The organism is Gimesia chilikensis, from assembly GCF_007744075.1.
Taxonomy (GTDB): domain Bacteria; phylum Planctomycetota; class Planctomycetia; order Planctomycetales; family Planctomycetaceae; genus Gimesia; species Gimesia chilikensis_A.
In genome coordinates, this window is the sequence record NZ_CP036266.1 from 2,051,336 (window position 1) to 2,072,179 (window position 20,844).

Sequence of the window (20,844 nt, forward strand, 5' to 3'; positions counted from 1 at the left end):
GAATCCTGACCCGAATGGGATTGGAAAGTAATAGAATGTTTAATTCACCCCAGATGAACCGTCGCACGTTTTTAAACGACACCGGCATGGGAATGACGGGTATGGCGCTCTCTTCGCTCCTGTTTCAGGAAGGCAAACTGCAGGCTGCGGAAGCGGGACTGGTTCCGCACATGGTGCCGCGCGCCAAGTCGGTGATCTGGATCTTTCTGATTGGTGGTCTCAGTCACCTGGAAAGTTTCGATCCGAAGCCGGCACTCAATAAATATGCCGGGAAGTCGATTGATGAAACTCCCTACGCAGAATCAGTGTTGAATAAGGACAAGATCAACAAGATCCTGCTCGACCCGTCCAAGCAGAAACGTGAAGTTTTCAAAGCCATTATGCCTTTGCAGACAGGCTATAAAAAATATGGCGAAAGTGGTCTGGAAATCAGCGACTGGTTCCCGAATCTGGGGACCTGTGCGGATGACCTGACGCTGGTTCGCTCCATGTGGACGATCGACAACAACCATGGTGCCCAACTGACCTATCATACCGGCCGCAAAATTACGGAAGGTGCTTTTCCGACCGTGGGCTCCTGGGTCAGTTACGGCCTGGGAACGGCCAACCAGAATCTGCCGCACTATGTCGTGCTGGGGAACCCGAGCGCTGACTGTTGTGGCGCCGCCTGGACACACGGTTCTTCTTATTTGGGGCCGGAACATGCGGGTGTCCGGATGGAAGTGGATCCGAAAGATCCGCTCTCGTTTGTGCGCTCTGCTGATGATTCAATGACTCCTTCGGAACAACAGGAAATGTTCGGCCTGTTGGGGAAACTGAACCGACACGCCGGAATTCAATACCCGGATGACAAAAACCTGAAAGCACGGATCAAATCATACGAACTGGCATTCCAGATGCAGTCAGCCGTTCCCGAAGTCATGGCTTTTGAAGAAGAATCACAGCATGTGCAGGAACTGTATGGTCTGAACGAGTCAACTACCAAAAGCTTCGGTGAGAAATGTCTGGCGGCCCGGCGTCTGACTGAACGTGGCGTGCGGTTTATTCAACTGTTCCATGGCTACCGTGGTAATGCTGGTGCCTGGGATTCTCATCGTGATATTAAACGCCTGCATTCACAGCTTTCGGCCCAGGTCGATCAGCCAATTGCCGGCCTGATTAAAGACCTCAAGCAGCGTGGCCTGCTGGATGAGACCATGATTGTGATCGGCTCTGAATTCGGACGAACCCCTGGTGCAGAACATCGTAATGGGAACAGCACTGTCCAGGGAACAGGCCGCGATCATCACCCTCATGGATTCAGCGTGGCGATGGCCGGTGGTGGAATTAAAGGGGGCCATATTCATGGTGCGACCGATGAACTCGGGTTCCACGCTGTCGAAGACAGGCACTATGTGACCGACCTGCATGCCACGGTATTACACCAGATGGGCCTGGATACGACCCGGCTCAACTATCCCGGCAGACAGCGTCTGGAACGGGATTATGGCGAAGTGATCCACGACATTATCAGTTAAATCGAGCCCCATTCCTGGTTACGTTTGATTCCCGGGAGAGCATACGTCGGCAGATTGACGAGATCTGCTTGCAGGTGGTCTGAGCACAGCCTACACTATAGGTTTAATGCTGTTTCGTTTGTTTTACTAATGTCCAGACCAGCATCCCTGCCTGAATTCCTATAGTCAGCTGTAACTTCTGCAGACTCACGCCGCACTGATTTCAGCCGGAAAGAATGAGCTCAGATTCTTCAAACACGAGTTACAGCTGAGAGAGCAGCCCAGGGTGTCTGTCCTGTGAGGGAGAGGTAATCAATGAGACTCGGGCTCGCGTCTGTTTTCTGTTTCTGCCTGATCATCAGGCCCGTCTGGGGGGAGACCCCGATCCAGTTCAATCGGGATATCAGACCGATACTTTCGGACAAATGCTTCGCCTGTCACGGCCCGGATGAGAAAACACGGGAAGCCGATCTGCGTCTGGATGATCGTGATTCTGCACTGCGTGACCTGGGAGAAACGCGGGCGATAGTCGCCGGTAAGGCCGATGAGAGCGAACTGATCCACCGTATCACTGCAACTGATGAAAGTCTGTTGATGCCCCCGGCTGAGCATGGCAAGCCACTGAGTAAGGCTGAAATCGAACTGCTGCGGAACTGGATCAATCAGGGAGCAGCCTACCAGCGGCACTGGTCTCTGACACCCCTTGTGAAGCCTGCAGTCCCTGAACAGAAAGAGAAGCAGACTCTGCATCCGATTGACGCTTTTATCCAGCAACAGCTCAAGGACAATGGATTTGCTCCCTCACCGGAGGCGGAGCCGAGAACGCTGGTCCGCCGCCTGTCTTTTGATCTGACCGGACTGCCCCCCGATCCGTCATTGGTGGCAGCCTATACTGCGCATCCAGGAGACGCAGCTTACGAAAAACTGGTGAATGACTATCTGGATTCTCCCCATTATGGTGAGCGACTGGCACTCTACTGGCTGGATCTGGTGCGTTATGCAGATACGCTGGGATACCACGGCGATCAGGTTAGAAGCGTGTCCCCGTATCGGGATTATGTCATCAACGCTTTTAACAGCAATAAACCCTTCGATCAGTTTACGATTGAGCAACTGGCAGGCGATCTGCTGCCTGAAGCTGATCTCTGGCAGAAGGTGGCTTCGACATACAACCGGTTGAATCGTGCTTCTGGAGAAGGGGGAGTGCAACCCAAGGAATACCTGGCGAAATATTCTGCTGATCGAGTCCGTACCACGGGCTCCGTCTGGCTTGGTTCCACGGTCGGGTGTGCGGAATGCCATGATCACAAATTTGACCCTTTTACGACCAAAGACTTTTATCGCTTCGGTGCATTTTTTGCGGACATTAAAGAACAGGGGATTGTGAGTGGAGCCCGGCACATCGAACAATTGCCGGTTCCAACTGAGGAACAGGCTCGCCTCTCAAAAGAGTTAGAGGTTGCAATCAAACAGACAGAACAGAATTATAATCGGGAAACCCCCGAATTAACCGCCGCCCGACAGGAGTGGGAACAACAGGTCCAGGCCGATTTTGATCGCTGGACACTGCTCAAGCCTCAGGAAGTAAGCTCAACAGGTGGGGCGAAACTAAAAGTGCTCGAAGATGGCTCGATTCTGGCCAGTGGCAAGAATCCGGATAAGGATGAATATGTGCTGGAAATCAAAGACAGCCTGATTCCTGTCACAGGTCCCGTGGCACTGAAACTGGAGCTGTTGCCTGATCCCTCTCTTCCTCGCAAGGGGCCGGGACGTGCCGGGAATGGGAACCTGGTGGTCAACGCAGTGCAGTTGATGGTAGGCAAGCAGAAAGTCAAATGGGAGCAAGCCGTCGCTGCTCATTCACAAAATGGGCACACGCCTCAGAATGTCGCTGAGGAGTCTGGTACAGGCTGGGCCATACTACCGCAAATTGGAAAACGCAATCACCTGCTGCTGTCAGGGACGGTTGCCGATTCCAGTAAGAAACAATCGGGAGAAGGGACTCCTTCCTGTCAGATTCGCATTATTCAGCGGCATGGGAACGGCCATAACCTGGGGCGGTTTCGCTTGTTTATTTCCTCTGATCCGAGTGTGATTCAATCAGGATTCACATTGTCTGATGAGATCCAGAAAGTACTGAAAGTCAAACCTGAAGCGCGTTCCGCCGAACAGCAAAAACAACTGGATACTGCGTTTCGAGAATCAACGCCGCTGTTAAAAGAGAGCCGTGAACAACTGGCTCGATTAAGACAGCAGCAGGAGCAGTTGAAGAATCAGATCGTCACGACGCTGGCGACATCAGCCACAACGCCGCGTACTATGCGGGTTCTGCCACGCGGGAACTGGATGGATGATTCCGGCGAAATTGTGGATCCCGGTGTGCCGCACTTTTTAGCGCAGCTTGATTTGCCGGAGAATCAGCGGGCGACCCGCCTGGATCTGGCACGTTGGATGACATCGCGAGAGAATCCGCTGGTAGCGCGCACCTTTGTGAATCGACTGTGGATGCTCCTGTTCGGACAGGGACTGGCACGTACGGTCGATGATCTGGGTTCTCAGGGAGAGATGCCGACCCATCCTGAACTGCTCGACTGGCTTGCCTGTGAATTTATTGACAGTGGCTGGGACGTCAAGCACATGGTGCGATTGATGGTGACCTCGCATACCTATCGTCAGTCTTCTGCCTGGACAGCCGCATTACGAGAGCGTGATCCGTATAATCGCATGTATGCACGTCAGTCGCGCTGGCGGCTGGAAGCGGAAATGATTCGCGATAATGCCCTGCAGGTCAGTGGACTGCTGAATCAGCAAATCGGAGGTGAAAGTGTCAAACCTTATCAGCCAGCCGGCTACTGGGCACAATTGAATTTTCCCAAGCGGACCTATCAGGCGGACAAGGGAGATCAGCAATATCGCCGGGGATTATATACGCACTGGCAACGCACGTTTCTGCATCCCAGTCTGCTCGCTTTCGATGCGCCGGCACGTGAAGAATGTACGGCACAGCGTTCCCGATCCAATACGCCACTGCAGTCACTGGTCTTGTTAAATGACCCGACTTTTGTGGAAGCGGCCCGGGTACTGGCGACGCGCGTGATTCAGGAACACCCGGAAAAACAGTTCGACGCACAGTTGAAGTGGCTGATGCAACAGGCGTTGACGCGGGAACCACGGCAGGACGAAATCAAGCTGCTGAAGACACTCTATGAAGAAGATCTGCAGGCATATCGTCAGTCCCCGAAAGCGGCAGCAGAGATTCTGTCTGTCGGTTTGAATCCGCCTCCTGAGAAAATCGATCAGGCGGAACTGGCTGCCTGGACGAGTGTGTCGCGCGCTGTTTTGAACCTGCATGAAATGATCACACGTTATTAAACTGAGGAATTCTCCATGTCAAATCTGAATGTTACGCGACGGAGTTTTCTGCGTCAGTCTGCGCTCGGAATCGGGCCGGCGGCTTTACTGTCGTTGTTATCACGGGATGCCCAGGCTAGTGATCTGGGGGAGGGGGTGATCGGGAAACCGCATTTCCCACCGCGGATTAAACGGGTTATTCATCTCTGTATGGCCGGAGGACCGTCTCATCTCGAAACATTTGACGACAAGCCGACGTTGCGGGAGATGCACGGCAAACCGATGCCGGAATCTCTGACGAAGGGGCAACAGGTTGCACAGTTGCAGGGACGCGAACTCAAATGCTTTGCTCCACAATTCGAATTTAAAAGTTTTGGCGAAAGTGGCCAGCGGGTTTGTAGTCAGTTCCCCCAGATTGGATCAGTGGCGGACGACCTGTGTATTATCCGGTCGATGTATACAGACCAGATTAACCATGATCCCGCCCATACGCTGTTCAACACCGGTTCCTCGCAAGCAGGACGCCCCAGTATGGGGTCGTGGCTCCTGTATGGCCTGGGACAGGAATGTGACGACCTGCCCGGTTATGTTGTGCTGACCAGCGTCGGGAAGGGGGGACAGGCACAACCGATTGCTGCCCGCCAATGGCACAGCGGGTTTCTACCCTCACGCTTCCAAGGCGTTCAGTTTCAGTCGACGGGGGCACCGGTACTTTACCTGAACCGACCTGATGGTGTGTCGATGCAGCAGCAGAAGCGACTTGTGCAGACGGTCAACCAGTTGAATCACAGCTTTGATGATCTGGTGCATGATTCTGAAATCGCCACCCGGATCGGGCAATACGAAATGGCATTTCGGATGCAGACCAGTGTGCCGGGGTTGATGGATCTGGGGAGTGAAACCAAAGAGACCTTAACCGCCTACGGGACTGAAGGGGGCGATGGAACCTATGCTTCCAACTGTCTGCTCGCGCGACGACTGCTTGAACGTGGTGTGCGTTTCGTGCAGTTATATCACCGTGCGTGGGATCACCATGGCGGGATCAAACGTTCGATTGAGATTACCGCGAAAGAAGTCGACCAGGCGACCGCGGCTCTGATTCGCGATTTGAAACAACGAGGACTTTATGATGACACGCTGATTGTCTGGGGTGGTGAATTCGGCAGAACCCCGATGGCCCAGGGATCCGGGCGAGATCACCACATCAAAGGATTTTCTCTGGTACTGGGCGGGGGAGCCATTCAGGGGGGTAAGAGCTATGGCACGACGGATGAATTCGGATACGCGGCGGCTGAAAATCCCGTGCATGTCCGGGATTTTCATGCGACCTTACTCCACCTGTTCGGCATCGACCACCGGCGGTTCAGTTACCGGTTTCAGGGACTCGATTTCCGTCTGACCGGTGTGGAAGAGGCGCATGTGATCAAAGACATCATTGCCTGAGTCAGTAATCTTTCCACAACAGTCTCAGGAAGGGGTCAGGGTAGCATGCAGCGTCCGCCGCTGATGACCACGGTCTGGCCGGTGGTAAAGCTGCTTTCTTCAGAGAGCAGAAAAGAGACCATGGAGGCGACCTCCGAGGCCTTACCCATGCGTGGGATAGGCGTGGCCTGAATGATTTTGTCGAGATCGTCCTGATTGACGCCTGAGAGGATTTCAGTGTCAATCAGTCCTGGGGCGATGGCATTGACGCGAATGTTATCGCCTGCCCAGGCGACGGCGGTGCTCTGGGTGAAAGAGACGACGCCTGCTTTACTGACTGCATACGCGATCGACATGGGGCGCGGCATCAGTCCGGAGAGGGAACTCATGTTGACGATCCGTCCAAAATTTCGCTGCAGCATGCCCTCCCTGACACGCCAGGTGACCAGGAAAGTCCCTGTCAGGTTCACTTCCAGCATCTGCCGCCATGCCTCTTCGGTTAACTCGGTATGTGGTTCATAACTGAAGATGCCCGAGTTATTGACCAGCAGTTCCACCTGCCCCCATTCGGCTTCGATCTCGGTGACCATCCTGTCGACCTGTTCGCTCGAAGAGACGTCGGCCTGAACGAGCATGCCGGTTCCACCAACGGTCCGAATCTGCTGCAGCGTCTCTTCTGCGTCCTCCTTTCCCTGGCGATAGTTAATGGCGACGCGGGCTCCTTCTTCCGCCAGACGCAGGCAACAGGCCCGCCCGATTCCCCGGGAGCCGCCTGTGACCAGGGCGATACGATTCTCAAATCTTTGCGGGTGGGTGGTGGATGCTGACATGGATACCTCTGGACTGATTGAATGTTATTTGAGAATAGAAGGAGCCCTGGATGATTGAGCGGGGAACTCAATCGTCCAGCAGGGCCGGCATCAATGGCTTTCCTTGAGCCGTAGGTAGTTCAACTCCCAACAGGCGAGCCATTGTGGGGGCGACATCCAGACTCTGAATTTTGCCCAGGTTGATTCCGGGTTTAATGCCATAACCTGAGATCACCAGTGTAGCCAGCATGTCTGGCTGGTCCGGGAGGTACCCGTGTGTTCCGCCGGGTGTTTTCCGCGGAACGACAGTTTCATCGCCGGAATCACTATTTGTGAATGAGTAACCGGATTTTGCCGCCAGCCACAAATCGGGGGCGTGCGGGTCTTCAGCGGGAGTCGGCTGACCAAGTTTTGTGTACTCCTCTTTACCCAGCACAGCCTGGATCCCTTCCAGCTTAGCCAGTTTCTTGCGCAGTTTTTCGATTGTCTGTTCGCGATGATTGTCATCCAGAACATAGACCATACAGCCGCCACCCTGAGACAGACAATAAGCCTGCTTTTTATCTTTAGTAATCAGGCCTTCCTGTTTGAGGAGCACATTCGGGCGGATGTCTTTCGAGATCGGGAAGAATCCGTGATCACTGGCCACAACGAGTGTGGTTTTATCTGCGTGTGGGGAAAGTTTGATGGCTTCGACAATATCACGCAGGCGATCATCGGCGTAGCTCACGGACCAGTAGGCTTCGGTGCTGCGGGGGCCATGCTTGTGTTCCACGTGGTCGACTTCAACCAGGTGAATGACCAGCAGGTTGGGCGGATGTTTCTGGAACAGATGGCGAGCCATCCGGGTATAGAGCCAGTCGCGTTTGACACCTCCGCCGCTTTCACCAGTCCAGGCACCATGTTCGTCAACGGGGAGACCGTCCTGACGCAGTTCTTCCAGCCAGATCTGGGTGCCGTACTTAGGCCAGGCTTCTTTGCCAAACATGTCGGGTACGGTCCAGTCCAGTGTCCGGGCGTTGCGGGACGCTGGCCAGATGATGCCGGCGGTGACCAGACCAGCCCGATGGGCTACGTCGTAGATGGTCGGAACTTTGACAATCTGATCTTTGTCGAACAATGGATCTGGAATGAAGGGGACGGGAGTGGCACTTTTCCGATCGAGGTAATTGTTGCCGATGACACCGTGTTTCGCCGGTGTTGTTCCAGTGACCAGGGTCGTATGGTTGGGCCAGGTGACAGTGGGAAAGGAGCAGACCATACCCTGAGCACGAGCTCCATCTCGGGCGAGCTTGCGTAAAGTTGGCATGTCTGCTTTGGGATCGTCCAGATAGAAATTTGCCAGGCCATCCACACTCACCAGGACCACGCAGCGATCCGAATGTGGTTCTGCCGCGGCGCAGGTTTGTAGCAGATAAGACAGTATCGTGCCAGTCAGAATGAAAGCGAAAAGCATCACGCGCATGATGAGGACTCCAGTTCGAATAATGAAAATGCCCGGCTTTTCAGGATGGAAAGAAAACAGTCAGGCGGAGGCAGGTTTCTATTTATTGTGCTCTCCCCATCACAGCAATGCAACCGTGTTGGTGTTAAACGGAGTAGTGATCTAGATGGGGCTCTACATCACGTTGAGTCTGCCATCTCAGATTGAACATTTGAAACGGCATTGTTCGATAATGACCCGCTTGAACTGGATCACCACCTTGACTAAGCATGGTACTGTCGCATAAACTGACGTTTATGGAAAGTTTGTTCCAGAGATAGAAATACTCGCGCCAGTTAGGCTGAAACCAATTCTTTCATATCTCAGCGGCGGATATGTGAAGATGCTTCAGAAATCTAAGGGAAGAGCGTACCGTGAAACGACCGGGTCGAGTCAGTCTGTTTGCGCTCATATTCCTGATTCAGGTGCTGGTATCGTCTGTATTGACCGCGGCCACTCCACCCATTCTGGATTCCGTCTTTCCTTGCGGAGGGCAACAGGGGAGCAGCCTGGAACTCAAGGTCGCTGGCACCGGGCTGGATGAGGTAACCCGTCTGATTTGCAGTCACTCTGAAATCGCTGCTGAGAAAATCGGTAAGGATCAGTTTCGAGTTTCGATCCCTGCCAGTGTTCCTGTTGGCACATATGATCTGCGAGTTCTCTGTCGCAACGGTTTGAGTTCCCCCCGGTCATTTATTGTGGGGAATCGGTCTGAAGTACTCGAAACGGAGCCGAATGAAAAGCTGAAATCAGCACAGGCTGTTTCACTGGATGTGTCGATCAATGGCTGTATCAGCCAAAAAGGGGATGTGGATGTTTATCGATTTCAGGCCAGCCAGGGGCAACGGGTCGTCCTTGAGTGTCTGGCGGAACGCATCGATTCGAGCCTGCGTCCCATTCTGGAAGTCTTTGATTCCCGGGGGCGGCGTCTGGCGGTCAATCGTGGGTTCTTTAACAATGATCCTCTGATTTCGTTTCGAGTCCCTGCGGACGGCAGTTATGAAGTCAAAGTCTTCGATCTGATTTATTCCGGCAGTCCGAATCATTTTTATCGACTGGATATTGATACCGGGCCCCGCATGCTGTTTACCGTACCCGCAGTCGTGCAATATGGGGAGACCACTCAGGTATCAATCTATGGCTGGAACCTGAACCGGCTGAAAAACGGGCCCGAACAGCAACTCGCACAGGACGCAGCTGCAGAAGCAGCACGGCGGTCGCTTGAGCTGGGAGAGGACAGCAGCAATCGTCAGCCACTGTTAAATCAGAGTAGCACCACCGTGAGAAATGCTTTCGAGTGGCTGGATATGAAGATCAAAGCTCCTGCAGACAGCGATTCCATTCGTGTTCCTTTGCGCAGAGGGAGCGAGCAGACCGATCTGGAAAGTTTTGCGTTTCAGTTAGAAGAAGGTCACGCACCACTGTCAATCAGTCTGACTGATTTACCCGTTGTGTTGGAGCAGGAATCGCATCAGACATCGCAAACGGCTCAACAGATTGCCTATCCCACAGAAGTCAGCGGTCAGCTGATATCTGGTGACGAACAGGACTGGTATGCCTTTCAGGCCCGGCGGGGTGAGGTGCTCTGGTTCGAGGCCTGGGGACAACGGATCAATTCCCCTGTGGATCTTGATATTAGCCTGCTGGATGGAGCGGGGCAGAAGGTTCTGGCACGATTTACGGATCACATCAGCAACAGCGGGAGCAGGCAGTTTTCTCTGAGTCATCTCGACCCTGTTGGTAAATGGGTGGTGCCGGAAGATGGACGCTATCTGATTATGATCCGCAATCTACGCGGTGGTCTGGATGATGACCCGCGTCGTGTGTACCGGTTCAGCCTCAGACGACAGGAACCGGAGTTCCATCTGGCGGTCGTCCCACACCATCAAAAGCAGGCTTCTCTCAATATTGAGCGTGGAGGTCGCGCGTTACTGGATGTGTATGCCATCAGAAAACGAGGGATGGATGATTCCATTCGTATAAGTGCCGTGAATCTTCCGCAGGGAATTGAGTGTCCCGATGTCTGGCTGGGCCCCCATACAGAGCGGGCACTGCTGACCGTCAGTGCTTCCGAGTCTGCACCTGCTTTTGTTGAAAATCTGCAGCTGAAAGTCAGTTCTGCACAGGGCGCGGGCGGGAGAATCAGCGGTGGAACTCTGGTCAGAACGGATTTACCGAACGCCACTAGTCGGCTGACAACAGGCATTCCCCTGGCTGTTACCGACACAGCGCCGGTAAAGATTACCGCCACCCCCCAGTTGACCCGTAAGCATGATTTGTTTGGTGAGCTGAAGCTGCGACATGCACCCGGCTCGGTACTGGATGTGGCGGTTCAGGTTGATCGGCGGGATCTGAGTGATCAGGCGGAGGTGAAGCTGCAGGGAGTGGGGCTCCCGCAAATGATTCAAAATCAGAGTGCCGTGATTCCTGCGGGAGTGAATAAGGGTTATCTCAGTTTTTACCTGCCACCTTATTTTCCAGAAGGGCATCACACGCTGACGATTCAGGCAGAGACGGAGGTGACGAACCCCGAATCCAAAAAGAAGACGTCGGTCACGCTGTTCAGCAATCCTGTCAGTTTCGAGGTAAAACCGGCTGCGTTTGTGGTTGCCGTAGATACAGACTCTCCCAGGAAGATCCGCCGCGGTGAAACGATTCAGGTGAAATATTCGGCCCGGCGGATAAATGGTTTCATCAGTAAAATTCATACCGAAGTGGAAGCCCCTGCGGTCAAGGTAGACGGGCTGCGCGTGCGGGGAGTGACGTTCGTCGGACAGACAGAAGAGGGGACCCTGCAGATCATTGCCAATGAGGATGCCCCTTTAGGAAAACAGCCTTTCATACGTCTGTCTGCGGTCGGTGTTGTGGAAGATCAAGCAGTCTATCATGGAAGCTGTTTCCTGAATCTGGAAATCACCAATTCAACTGAGTAAGAGCGAAGTGAGATTTCATGTTCCGTCTCCTATATGAGCAGAATTCAATAACACGAAATTATCAGCTGATCTGGATGATCGTCTGCCTGTTGGTTTCAGGACAGGGGATGCTGGACGCTGCTGATAAGACGCCAGCTCTGGCTGCGGATTCAGCGAAACGGAAGGTGTATTTCACTACGGATGTGGTACCTCTGTTGACCAGGTTGAACTGCAATAGTGGGGGCTGTCACGGAAAATCGACGGGGCAGAATGGGTTTAAAATCTCCCTGCTCGGTTTTGATCCTGCCATGGATTATTCTGCGATCGCGAGGGAATCACGGGGGAGACGAATCTTTCCCGGTGATCCCGATCGAAGTCTGCTGCTGCTCAAGGCAACAGGTCTGGTGCCCCATGGTGGAGGGCGGTTACTGGAAGCAGATTCCGCGGACTATGCGTTGTTATATGACTGGATCGAACAGGGAACTGCTGGCCCACATCCTGATGATCCTGAAATTAACAAAATTGAACTGTCGCCCGGTAACCGTGTATTTCAGCAGCGCTCCAGCCTGAAGCTGCAGGTGACAGCTCACTTTTCAGATGGGACTCAGCGAGACGTCACGCATCAGTCCATTTACGAATCAAACTATCCGGAAATTGGTAAGGTTGATCAGGAAGGCCTGATTACCACGCAATCGCGTGGCGGAGTCTTTGCCGTGATGGCCCGCTTTGGAGAGAAGATTACTGTTTTCCAGGGAGTGGTTCCGTATCATTCTAAAGGTCAGCAAAAACTCACAGGGTATCCTTCGGAAGAGCAACTCTCGAAGATCGATCAGCGCCTGGTAGCCCAATGGAAAAAACTGGGTATTCAGCCCTCGAAACCAGTGGATGATGCGACCTTCATCCGCCGGGTCACTCTGGATATTTGTGGTACCTTGCCTACGGTTGACGAAGTCAGGCTGTATCTGGCGGATTCCCGACCTGACAAACGGGAGCGATTGATCGATCGACTGTTGGAGCGTCCCGAGTATGCCAGTTACTTCGCTTTAAAATGGGCTGATATTTTACAGAACCGGGGGAGCGGCTACGGCACTCGCAATCAACGGGCGGGGACGATGCTGTTCTCTGCCTGGATTCGTGATTCCATCGCAGCCAACAAGCCCTATGATCGCTTTGTGACTGAGCTACTGACTGCCACTGGCAGGCAGGCTCAGAATCCGCCTGCGATCTGGTACCGTTCGGTCCGTTCGACGCCTGATTACGTTGAGTCGGTGGCACAGGCGTTTTTAGGTGTCAGGGTTCAATGTGCCCAGTGTCATCATCATCCCGCAGAACGCTGGAGCGAGGACGATTACTATTCTTTCGCCGCCATCTTCAGTCGCGTGGGACGCAAGGGGGGCTTTGCTGATGCCGAGGTGCCGACCAATGAAGTGATTTATCTCAAAGATGAAGGCGAAGTGCATAACCCACGGAGCGGGAAACTGATGCAGCCCCGTCCGCTGGGAGGTCCCGATTTTAAGGTGTCACGTTTTGACGATCCCCGCCGGAAACTGGCAAAATGGATGACCAGTCCGGAGAATCCCTTTTTCGCCAGGACGATGGTGAATCGGATGTGGGGACATTTTTTCGGTCGGGGAATTATTCACCCGATCGATGATGCCCGCAGTACGAATCCGCCAACGAATTCGGTTCTACTCGATGAACTGGCCTATGATTTTGCTGCGAATGGGTATGATGTGAAGCAGCTGATTCGAGAGATTACGAATTCCTATGCATATCGGCTCAGTGCGAATCCGAATAAGACCAATGCCGAAGACAGTCAGTGTTTTGCCCGGTATTACCCCAAGCGACTTTCTGCGGAAGTACTGCTGGATGGGATCAGTCAGGTTCTAGATGTTCCCACTGTTTTTCCCGGGGGGCCAGGGGTATTCCCTGAAGGAATGCGGGCGGTAAATCTACCCGACGAAAATGTGCGTTTCAATTTCCTGGATGTCTTTGGGCGACCTGCCCGCACATCGGCCTGTGAGTGTGAGCGGACCGTGGATCCCGCATTGTCGCAGGCGCTCGAACTGGTGAATTCGAAGGAGATCCAGCGAAAACTGACCGATAAAAATGGTTACATCGAACTGCTGGCATCCAATCAGAAAACGCATTCAGATAATGTTCGTGAGATCTTTGTACGGACCTTATCGCGGCCCCCGAGAACATCCGAAGTCGAAACGGCTGTGAAATATCTCAATAGCGAAAAGAACCGACATGAGGCGTATCGTTCACTGGTCTGGGCGCTCCTGGCCACGAATGAGTTTATGATGAATCATTGACAGATAGTTGTTCCAGGCAGAATCTGACTTGGACAGTTCTGGGAGACGCGTTTGATGTTATCCTTGTCAGGAAATCAATATTCCAATTGTGACGGCGTGAGTCGTCGTAATTTCCTGCAGTTGGGCGCACCCCTGTTAGGTCTGGGACTGGCTGACCTGTTTCAGGTCCGTGCTACTGCAGCAGAAACGGTGCGGCCGAAATCCAATAAATCGTTGATCGTCTTCTGGACTCATGGGGGCATGAGCCAACAGGATACGTACGATATGAAACCGTATGCTCCGGCTGAATATCGTGGGATGTATCGACCCGTTTCCACGTCCGTACCGGATATTCATGTGACGGAACGTTTTCCCCTGCAGGCGAAGGTGATGCATCACATTTCGCAGGTCAGATCGGTGCATCATGAAAACGGAATCCATGCGCCCTCTGCGCACTGGATGCAGACCGGTTACTTCGGTCCCACGCTGGCCCGAAATGCGCCTCAGAAACCGTCTTTTGGTTCTGTGATCGCGCGAACCATCGGTGCTCATTCCGAGCACATGCCTCCCTATGTTACTATCCCCAAATCGGAAGCCTTTGGCTATCAGGGGGCCGTGTACCTGGGGAAATCGTATAACCCGTTTGAAGTGGGGACGGATCCAAATTCCAAAAACTTCAAAATTCCCAACCTGGCTCTGCCCGACGGTCTGACTTTAAAAAGTGTCGAATCACGGCGGGAACTCTTGAAGCAGTTTGACACTCTGAATCGCGAGGTTGATCAATCGGGAGTCATAGAGGGGTTGGATACCTTTAAACAGCAGGCTCTGGAAATGGTAACGGGCGAACGGGTTCGTAAAGCCTTTGATTTGAGCAGCGAAGACAACCGGTTGCGAGATCAATATGGTCGGCATCAATATGGTCAAAGCGCATTACTGGCAAGAAGGCTTGTCGAGGCAGGCAGCAGTTGCGTGACCATCAATACCGGCTACTGGGATCATCACAACGACATCGAAAAAGGGCTGGAGACACATCTTCCGCCCCTGGACCAGGCAATGGCAACCCTGATCGAAGATCTGGAACACCGGGGCATGCTGGATGATGTGATGATTTTCTGTGCGGGTGAGTTTGGCCGGACGCCTATTATCAATGGCCACGCAGGGCGGGATCACTGGTCAAACTGTTTCACCGTGATGTTCGCTGGCGGCGGCATCAAAGGGGGACGCGTGGTGGGTGCCAGTGAAAAATTTGGTGGTGCCGTGGTCGAACGCAAAACGACTCCCCTGGATCTGCTGGCAACAATTTATCAGAAGATGGGGATCTCTCTGGAAACTCACTTCGATGATGCCTCAGGCCGACCGACAAGCATTGTCGGGACAGGAAAGCCGGTTCACGAACTTTTCTAAGTAGATGAGACTCAGAAAGTCTGTCTGTCCCTGCTTCACACAAGCTTCATAAGCACACCAGTCTGTCCATCATTTTGAAAAAAGCTTTTCAAATTTCATCTGGACACAGGGGAGGGGTACCTGTTTAAATCGAATTGTTCTGAGCCTGGATTGGTTCCAGGTTAAAAGCATTTCTAAAAATCGGACATTGCTGTTTGTTCTGGGCCGAAACAGCTTCCGCGCCAAGAGATTCGCGGGAACCTATAGAGCATGTGGCCGACTGATTCCCTTCAGGTCTGCTGCTCACGCCCGACGATAAGCAGTGTTACGATGAGTTTTGCACGTTTCAGTTTCATCTGAATCCTGAAGCCGTGCCAACATCATTGTTTTCTCATGCGGGCCTGCTGCATGAGAAGCACTGTCCTGGCACAGACTGAAAGGGCTCTGTATTCACAGAGCAGATGAAATGAGACGACTTTATGCGACCCTGCTGCATTGGTTCTCTACACAGCACTCCACCCCCCGGCGGTCTCGCGCCACAATATCTCAACAGACCGAATCGCTTGAAGTACGAACGCTTCTGGCTGCGCATCCGCTGGCCGATGCGCCCGATATTCAGTTCGAAGTTGATAATGACTGGGGCTCCGGTCGAACCGCGATTCTGACTTTGAACAATGATGAATCTACTGCTTTCACGGACTGGAAACTGGAATTCAAATACAGTGGCACGATTGAGTCACTCTGGAACGCCGAGGTACAAAACCTGGGTGGAGGCCAGTACCGGATCACACCTCCCAGTTGGGATGATACTTTAGATCCTGGAGAATCACTGGCGATCGGATTTGTCGCCAGAGGAACTCACAGTGAACCCACTGATTTTGTGTTTATGGGAAATGGTGATCCAACGGATCCGAACGACCCAGGTGATCCTGATCCGGTCATCAATACACCCAATAAACCGAGTGTCAGTGTGCTGGCGGACGCCGGTTCCGGCGGATTTCGAGTGACGATGAATCTCTGGGCCGGGGATGCGGCAGATCACTGGAAGCTGTATGAGAACGGGACGCTGATCTACGAGGCAGACTTGCCCGGCAGTTCCACGCCTCAGACCGACAGCTTGTTGCTTACGGATCGGGATTATGGCGTATTCAATTATCAGGTCGAAGTCAGTAATACAGCCGGAACTGCGCTGAGTGATGAAGTCGTCTATGTAGCCGGGGATGCCAGTGAAATCGGAATTCAGGGCGTGGATCTGGCAGGGCAGGCCCTGCAGGTAACGATAGATCAGGTGGCCTATGATTATACTTTGACCTCACCCAATCAGGCGGCGCAATTCAGCGTGGTGACAAATAATTCACGCGTGATCCAGGCCGAGATGGTGAACGGGGACACGTTACGGATCACCGGTCTGGAAGCAGGCAGAGCTTCGCTGCGCATCATGGATCTTGATTCCGGCGAAGAACGTTTTATTGGTATTCGTGTGCGGACTGTCGATGGTCAGCTTCCGGGGCTGCCGGATTATGTAACTATTGGTTCGGTGAGTGAAGATACCACTGGTGACCTCTCATTCTGGCAGGATTTTGGTGACAGTGATGCAACCAACAAGTATGTAGACTCGCGTTATATCTATCTCAACGGGGGCCCGATTACGGGATGGCGCAGTTGGGATCCGGACCGGGTCAGCAGTTATGTGCGTGAAAGTATGAAGTTGGGCATGATCCCCCAGTTCGTGTACTACAACATTCCGGATGGCGGAGAAAGTTATACGACTGATTTGGCGCATATCCAGAGCCTGTCGTATATGGAAAGCTATTTCCAGGATCTGAAATTCGCATTGGATACCATTCGCACCGAAGCGGGGGACGAACTGGTACAGATGATTCTGGAACCTGATTTTATTGGGTACCTGATGCAAAACGCAGGTACCTCTGCGAGTAATATCTCCGCGATGACGAGTGCCGTTTACAGTAGTGGTGTTCTGCAATCAGGTGTGGATCCGCAATTCGATAATACGGTAACCGGGTTGATCGAAGCGATCAATTACAGCATCAGCAAGTATGCACCGAATGTGGAATTCGGCTGGCAGTTTAACCTCTGGGCGTCACCGGGAATTGAAACACCGATTCCGGGTACAGGTATTGTGCACCTGTCTGATACGCTAGGTATCGAAGCCGGTCGAGCTGCGATCGCCCGCGAAGCGGAACTGATTGCCCAGTATTATATGGATGCCGGTATTCTCAGTTATGGAGCCGGTTTTATCTCACTGGACAAGTATGGGCTGGACGCCGGGGCGCAGAATGGTGCAGCTGACGATCCGGCGGGTAGTACCTGGTTCTGGAACAGTGACCACTGGCAGAATTATCTGTTGATCGTCCAGACGCTCACGCAGACAACAGAGCGTGAAATGGTACTCTGGCAACTTCCGGTCGGGCACATCAACGACAGCCTGGCCGATAACCCGTATGATGAGAATGGTGTCTTCGATCCACTTACCAACACGACTCGTCAGTATGAAGATTCTGCCCCAACCTTTTTCCTGGGGGATACGTTTACGGCAAGTGGAGATCGTCTGGCTTACTTTTCCACCAATGCACTGAATGACAGCAAACTGACGGTTAACGGTAATACGATTACCTGGGGTTCGCATGTGGAAGAGGCGCGAGCGGCAGGAGTCCGGCAGATTCTCTTCGGGGCGGGGGTCGGGATCAGTACTGATTCCATTGGTAGCGAGCCCACCGATGATTACTGGTGGATAACCAAAGTGCAGGAGTATTACCAGGATCCCGTCGCCTGGGATGGACTCGTAGAGCCTCCTGAAGAGGTAACGCCTGTGGTGAGTATCGCTGGCGCTACGGTTGTGGAGGGCGAAAGTGGTTCTGTGCTGGCGACTCTGGTCATCTCATTGTCTGAGGCGGCGACACAACCTGTCACGGTTAATTATCAAACCTCCAATGGAACTGCGACTGCTGGAGAAGACTATGAAGCTTCCAGCGGACAGATCTCATTTGCTGTGGGGGAGACTTCGAAAACGATCTCGATTCGCATCTATGGTGATACACAGGTGGAAGCGGACGAGCAGTTTTATGTGACCCTGAGCAGTCCCGTCGGTGCGGTACTGGATGGGGGGACTGCAACCGCAGCTAATACGATTACCAATGATGATGTAGTGACCAATGAAAATGAAATATCAGTGACAACTCCCTTTGAAACATCTGTCACGATTTCGATTGGAACTTCGACTGGTGATCCAGATTTTGGCAGTCACGTTCAGCAATATGTGGATGGAACGCTGCTCCCCAGCCAGTATAGCCAGGAACAACTGGATCAGATTGTGGCCAACTACTACGACCAGTGGAAGTCGGACTGGCTGCGAGTCGATCCAGGCGGGAATGGCTATCGGGTAGTGATGGATTCACAGGGACGCACTACTTCTGAAGCGCAGGGCTATGGAATGCTGGTTCTGTCGCATATGGATGGTTACGACCCGAACGCCCATACCATTTTTGATGGTCTGTTCCGTTATTCCCGCGCCAACCCCAGCGAGGGGAATCCGGACCTGATGGACTGGGCACAGCCGGATGCGTATGGAAACAGCAGTGCCTTCGACGGCGATGCCGATATTGCCTATGCTTTGCTGGTGGCTGACGCACAATGGGGCAGTGATGGTGAGATTAATTATCTGCAGGAAGCGATCACCATTATTAATGCAATGTACGAATCGACGATCGGTCCGCAAAGTCATCTGCCGATGCTGGGAGACTGGGTTGATCCCAACGGCGGTCAGCGGAATCAATGGTCAGTGCGTACCAGCGACTTCATGTATGGTCATTTTCGAGCTTTTGAAGCCGCGACTCAGACCGGCGCCTGGGACGCAGTTATTTCAGCGACACAGGACGTAATGACGAAGCTGCAGGAGCAATCAGGGACGGGGCTGGTTCCGGATTTTGTGATCGTTGATCCTCAGACTGGTGCAGTGTCACCGGCTCCTTCTGGATTTCTTGAGGTCAACGATCAACACTACTGGTATAACGCGGGACGTGTGCCCTGGCGCTTAGGTGCGGATGCCGTTTTCAGTGGTGACTCTGTCTCTTTGGCTCAGGCACAGATGCTTTCTGAGTTCTTTCAGCAGTCATCGGGAGGGAATCCCTCTCAGATTCTGGGGGGATACCAGCTGGATGGAACACCATTGAATAACTGGAGCGATCCCTTCTTCAGAGCAGCGGTGGGCGTTTCAGCCATGACTGGTTCTGATACGGCAGACCAAACCTGGCTGAACTCTGTGTTTGACAGTGTGGCTACGACGCACTCGAATTACTATGCAGATTCAGTTTCAATGTTGAGTATGCTGGTTATGTCCGGGAACTACATCAATCCCGTCAACGGGATGGGTAGTAGCGGGTTGACGCTGCAGTCGTTTACTCAACCAGCGCATGGTGCAGTTGTCGACAATCAGGATGGCACGTTGACCTATTCTCCGGATGCTGGCTACTCGGGGGCAGACAGTTTTGTATATACGACAGTTTCAGAGACGGGGAGTGTTACTACGACGACTGTTTCAGTGACCGTCGAAGAGTATGTTGCTGTCGTTCCCGAGATGTTCATCAATAATGTGACAGTCACGGAAGGGGATGCCGGCACCGTTCAAGCAGTATTTACAGTTGCGTTGAGTGAGCCTGCGACAGAGACTGTGATGGTACAGTTCAACACTCAGAATGGAACTGCGATTGCGGGCATGGACTATCAGGCTGCCAGTGGTCAGCTGATCTTTCAGCCTGGAGAAACTCAGAAAACGATCACGGTTCCGATTCTGGGGGACGTGGTGATTGAATCCGGAGAAGAATTCCAGGTGGTGCTTGATCAGGTTGTGGGAGCGACTCTGGTTACTGATACGGGGATTGGATCCATACTGGATAATGATGCTCCCGCCCCCTCTGCGGAAGTGGACTTTACCAACGTCAATGACTGGGGGAGTGGGTTCCAGGGGGCGATTGAGATTCGGAATGAGAGTGATGTCATCCTGGAAGAGTGGACGCTGGAGTTCACTTTTGCAGGGGACATTACTGATATCTGGAATGCTGAAATTGTCTCGCATGTGGGGGATACCTACGTTATTCGTGGGGCCTCGTGGAATGAAGATATTTCAGTCGGCGGGATGATCTCCTTTGGCTTTATTGCTTCACCAGGGGGACTGAATGAGCCTTTGTCGGATTTCATTCTGAATGGATCTCCGATTTGATCGAACGAATTATCTCTCTTTGGTGAGACATATTCTCCTCTGACTTTCTGAATTGAATCCCGTTTGAAACTCTGTTCCAAGCGGGATTCAGTTACGTTAACAGACAGCGGGTTGAAAAGTTTAAGACAATCATCGCCGGCGCTCAGGGCCACGCTGGCTCCCGTGGAATGCACCTTCACGCCGACGCTGATCGTCAAGTCGTCTCTTGTTTCTGTCAACGCACCGATTGACAGATTAGTTGCTTTAAGTTCGTTTCGATCAGGGCATAATCTCTCAACATCGTTGAGGTTGCCTCTGAAATTCGTGCTTTTGGAACTCAGGATGACGCAAAAAGTCCCGTAGCGGGAATGAACCATCCTGTTCTGTTGCGTATGGAGTGATGAAACCCTCAATGGAGGGGCATCATCAGCACATCCCGTTGGGTAGATGTAGGTTCTGCCAGAGAACATCAGCGT

The 20,844-nt window shown here is 52.9% G+C and carries 9 protein-coding genes; 7 read left to right on the top strand and 2 right to left on the bottom strand.

What is annotated here, in order from left to right; genetic code table 11:
- Nucleotides 1-35 precede the first annotated feature (35 nt).
- From HG66A1_RS07780 to HG66A1_RS07790, 3 genes are all read left to right on the top strand, one after another.
- On the top strand, nucleotides 36-1,517 hold the full coding sequence (locus tag HG66A1_RS07780; protein WP_197997032.1) for a DUF1501 domain-containing protein: 1,482 nt from the start codon (nucleotides 36-38) through the stop codon (nucleotides 1,515-1,517).
- Between the two features lie 294 nt (nucleotides 1,518-1,811).
- Nucleotides 1,812-4,868 carry a PSD1 and planctomycete cytochrome C domain-containing protein gene (locus HG66A1_RS07785; protein WP_145181750.1) on the top strand — a complete coding sequence of 1,019 codons (3,057 nt, stop codon included), beginning with the start codon at nucleotides 1,812-1,814 and terminating at the stop codon, nucleotides 4,866-4,868.
- Nucleotides 4,869-4,883: 15 nt separating this feature from the next.
- Entirely contained in the window at nucleotides 4,884-6,290 is a 1,407-nt protein-coding gene (locus HG66A1_RS07790) for a DUF1501 domain-containing protein (protein ID WP_145181753.1), read from the top strand.
- A 35-nt stretch (nucleotides 6,291-6,325) separates the two neighbouring features.
- On the opposite strand, the gene HG66A1_RS07795 is transcribed toward HG66A1_RS07790, so the two are convergent.
- A complete protein-coding gene (locus tag HG66A1_RS07795) occupies nucleotides 6,326-7,099 on the bottom strand; it encodes an SDR family NAD(P)-dependent oxidoreductase (protein ID WP_145181756.1) in 774 nt (257 codons plus the stop codon).
- Between the two features lie 67 nt (nucleotides 7,100-7,166).
- Nucleotides 7,167-8,543 carry an alkaline phosphatase family protein gene (locus tag HG66A1_RS07800; RefSeq protein WP_145181760.1) on the bottom strand — a complete coding sequence of 459 codons (1,377 nt, stop codon included), beginning with the start codon at nucleotides 8,541-8,543 and terminating at the stop codon, nucleotides 7,167-7,169.
- Nucleotides 8,544-8,935: 392 nt separating this feature from the next.
- On the opposite strand from HG66A1_RS07800, the gene HG66A1_RS07805 reads away from it, so the two are divergent.
- The 4 genes from HG66A1_RS07805 to HG66A1_RS07820 all read left to right on the top strand — a co-directional run bounded on the left by HG66A1_RS07805 (nucleotide 8,936) and on the right by HG66A1_RS07820 (nucleotide 20,389).
- The gene (locus tag HG66A1_RS07805; RefSeq protein ID WP_145181763.1) at nucleotides 8,936-11,494 is read left to right on the top strand and encodes a PPC domain-containing protein; all 2,559 of its coding nucleotides are present in this window, start codon (nucleotides 8,936-8,938) and stop codon (nucleotides 11,492-11,494) included.
- Between the two features lie 17 nt (nucleotides 11,495-11,511).
- Complete coding sequence (locus tag HG66A1_RS07810) at nucleotides 11,512-13,791, top strand: DUF1549 and DUF1553 domain-containing protein (RefSeq protein ID WP_145181766.1); 2,280 nt, start codon at nucleotides 11,512-11,514, stop codon at nucleotides 13,789-13,791.
- 54 nt (nucleotides 13,792-13,845) lie between these two features.
- Entirely contained in the window at nucleotides 13,846-15,174 is a 1,329-nt protein-coding gene (locus tag HG66A1_RS07815) for a DUF1501 domain-containing protein (protein WP_145181768.1), read from the top strand.
- Nucleotides 15,175-15,619: 445 nt separating this feature from the next.
- Complete coding sequence (locus HG66A1_RS07820; RefSeq protein WP_145181771.1) at nucleotides 15,620-20,389, top strand: glycosyl hydrolase family 8; 4,770 nt, start codon at nucleotides 15,620-15,622, stop codon at nucleotides 20,387-20,389.
- The last annotated feature ends 455 nt before the right edge of the window (nucleotides 20,390-20,844 follow it).

Bases quoted from the DNA above. Each gene is read 5' to 3' on its own strand.
- HG66A1_RS07780 (WP_197997032.1), top strand. From the start codon at position 36: ATGTTTAATTCACCCCAGATGAACCGTCGCACGTTTTTAAACGACACC.
- HG66A1_RS07785 (WP_145181750.1), top strand. From the start codon at position 1,812: ATGAGACTCGGGCTCGCGTCTGTTTTCTGTTTCTGCCTGATCATCAGG.
- HG66A1_RS07790 (WP_145181753.1), top strand. From the start codon at position 4,884: ATGTCAAATCTGAATGTTACGCGACGGAGTTTTCTGCGTCAGTCTGCG.
- HG66A1_RS07795 (WP_145181756.1), bottom strand. From the start codon at position 7,099: ATGTCAGCATCCACCACCCACCCGCAAAGATTTGAGAATCGTATCGCC.
- HG66A1_RS07800 (WP_145181760.1), bottom strand. From the start codon at position 8,543: ATGCGCGTGATGCTTTTCGCTTTCATTCTGACTGGCACGATACTGTCT.
- HG66A1_RS07810 (WP_145181766.1), top strand. From the start codon at position 11,512: ATGTTCCGTCTCCTATATGAGCAGAATTCAATAACACGAAATTATCAG.
- HG66A1_RS07815 (WP_145181768.1), top strand. From the start codon at position 13,846: ATGTTATCCTTGTCAGGAAATCAATATTCCAATTGTGACGGCGTGAGT.
- HG66A1_RS07820 (WP_145181771.1), top strand. From the start codon at position 15,620: ATGAGACGACTTTATGCGACCCTGCTGCATTGGTTCTCTACACAGCAC.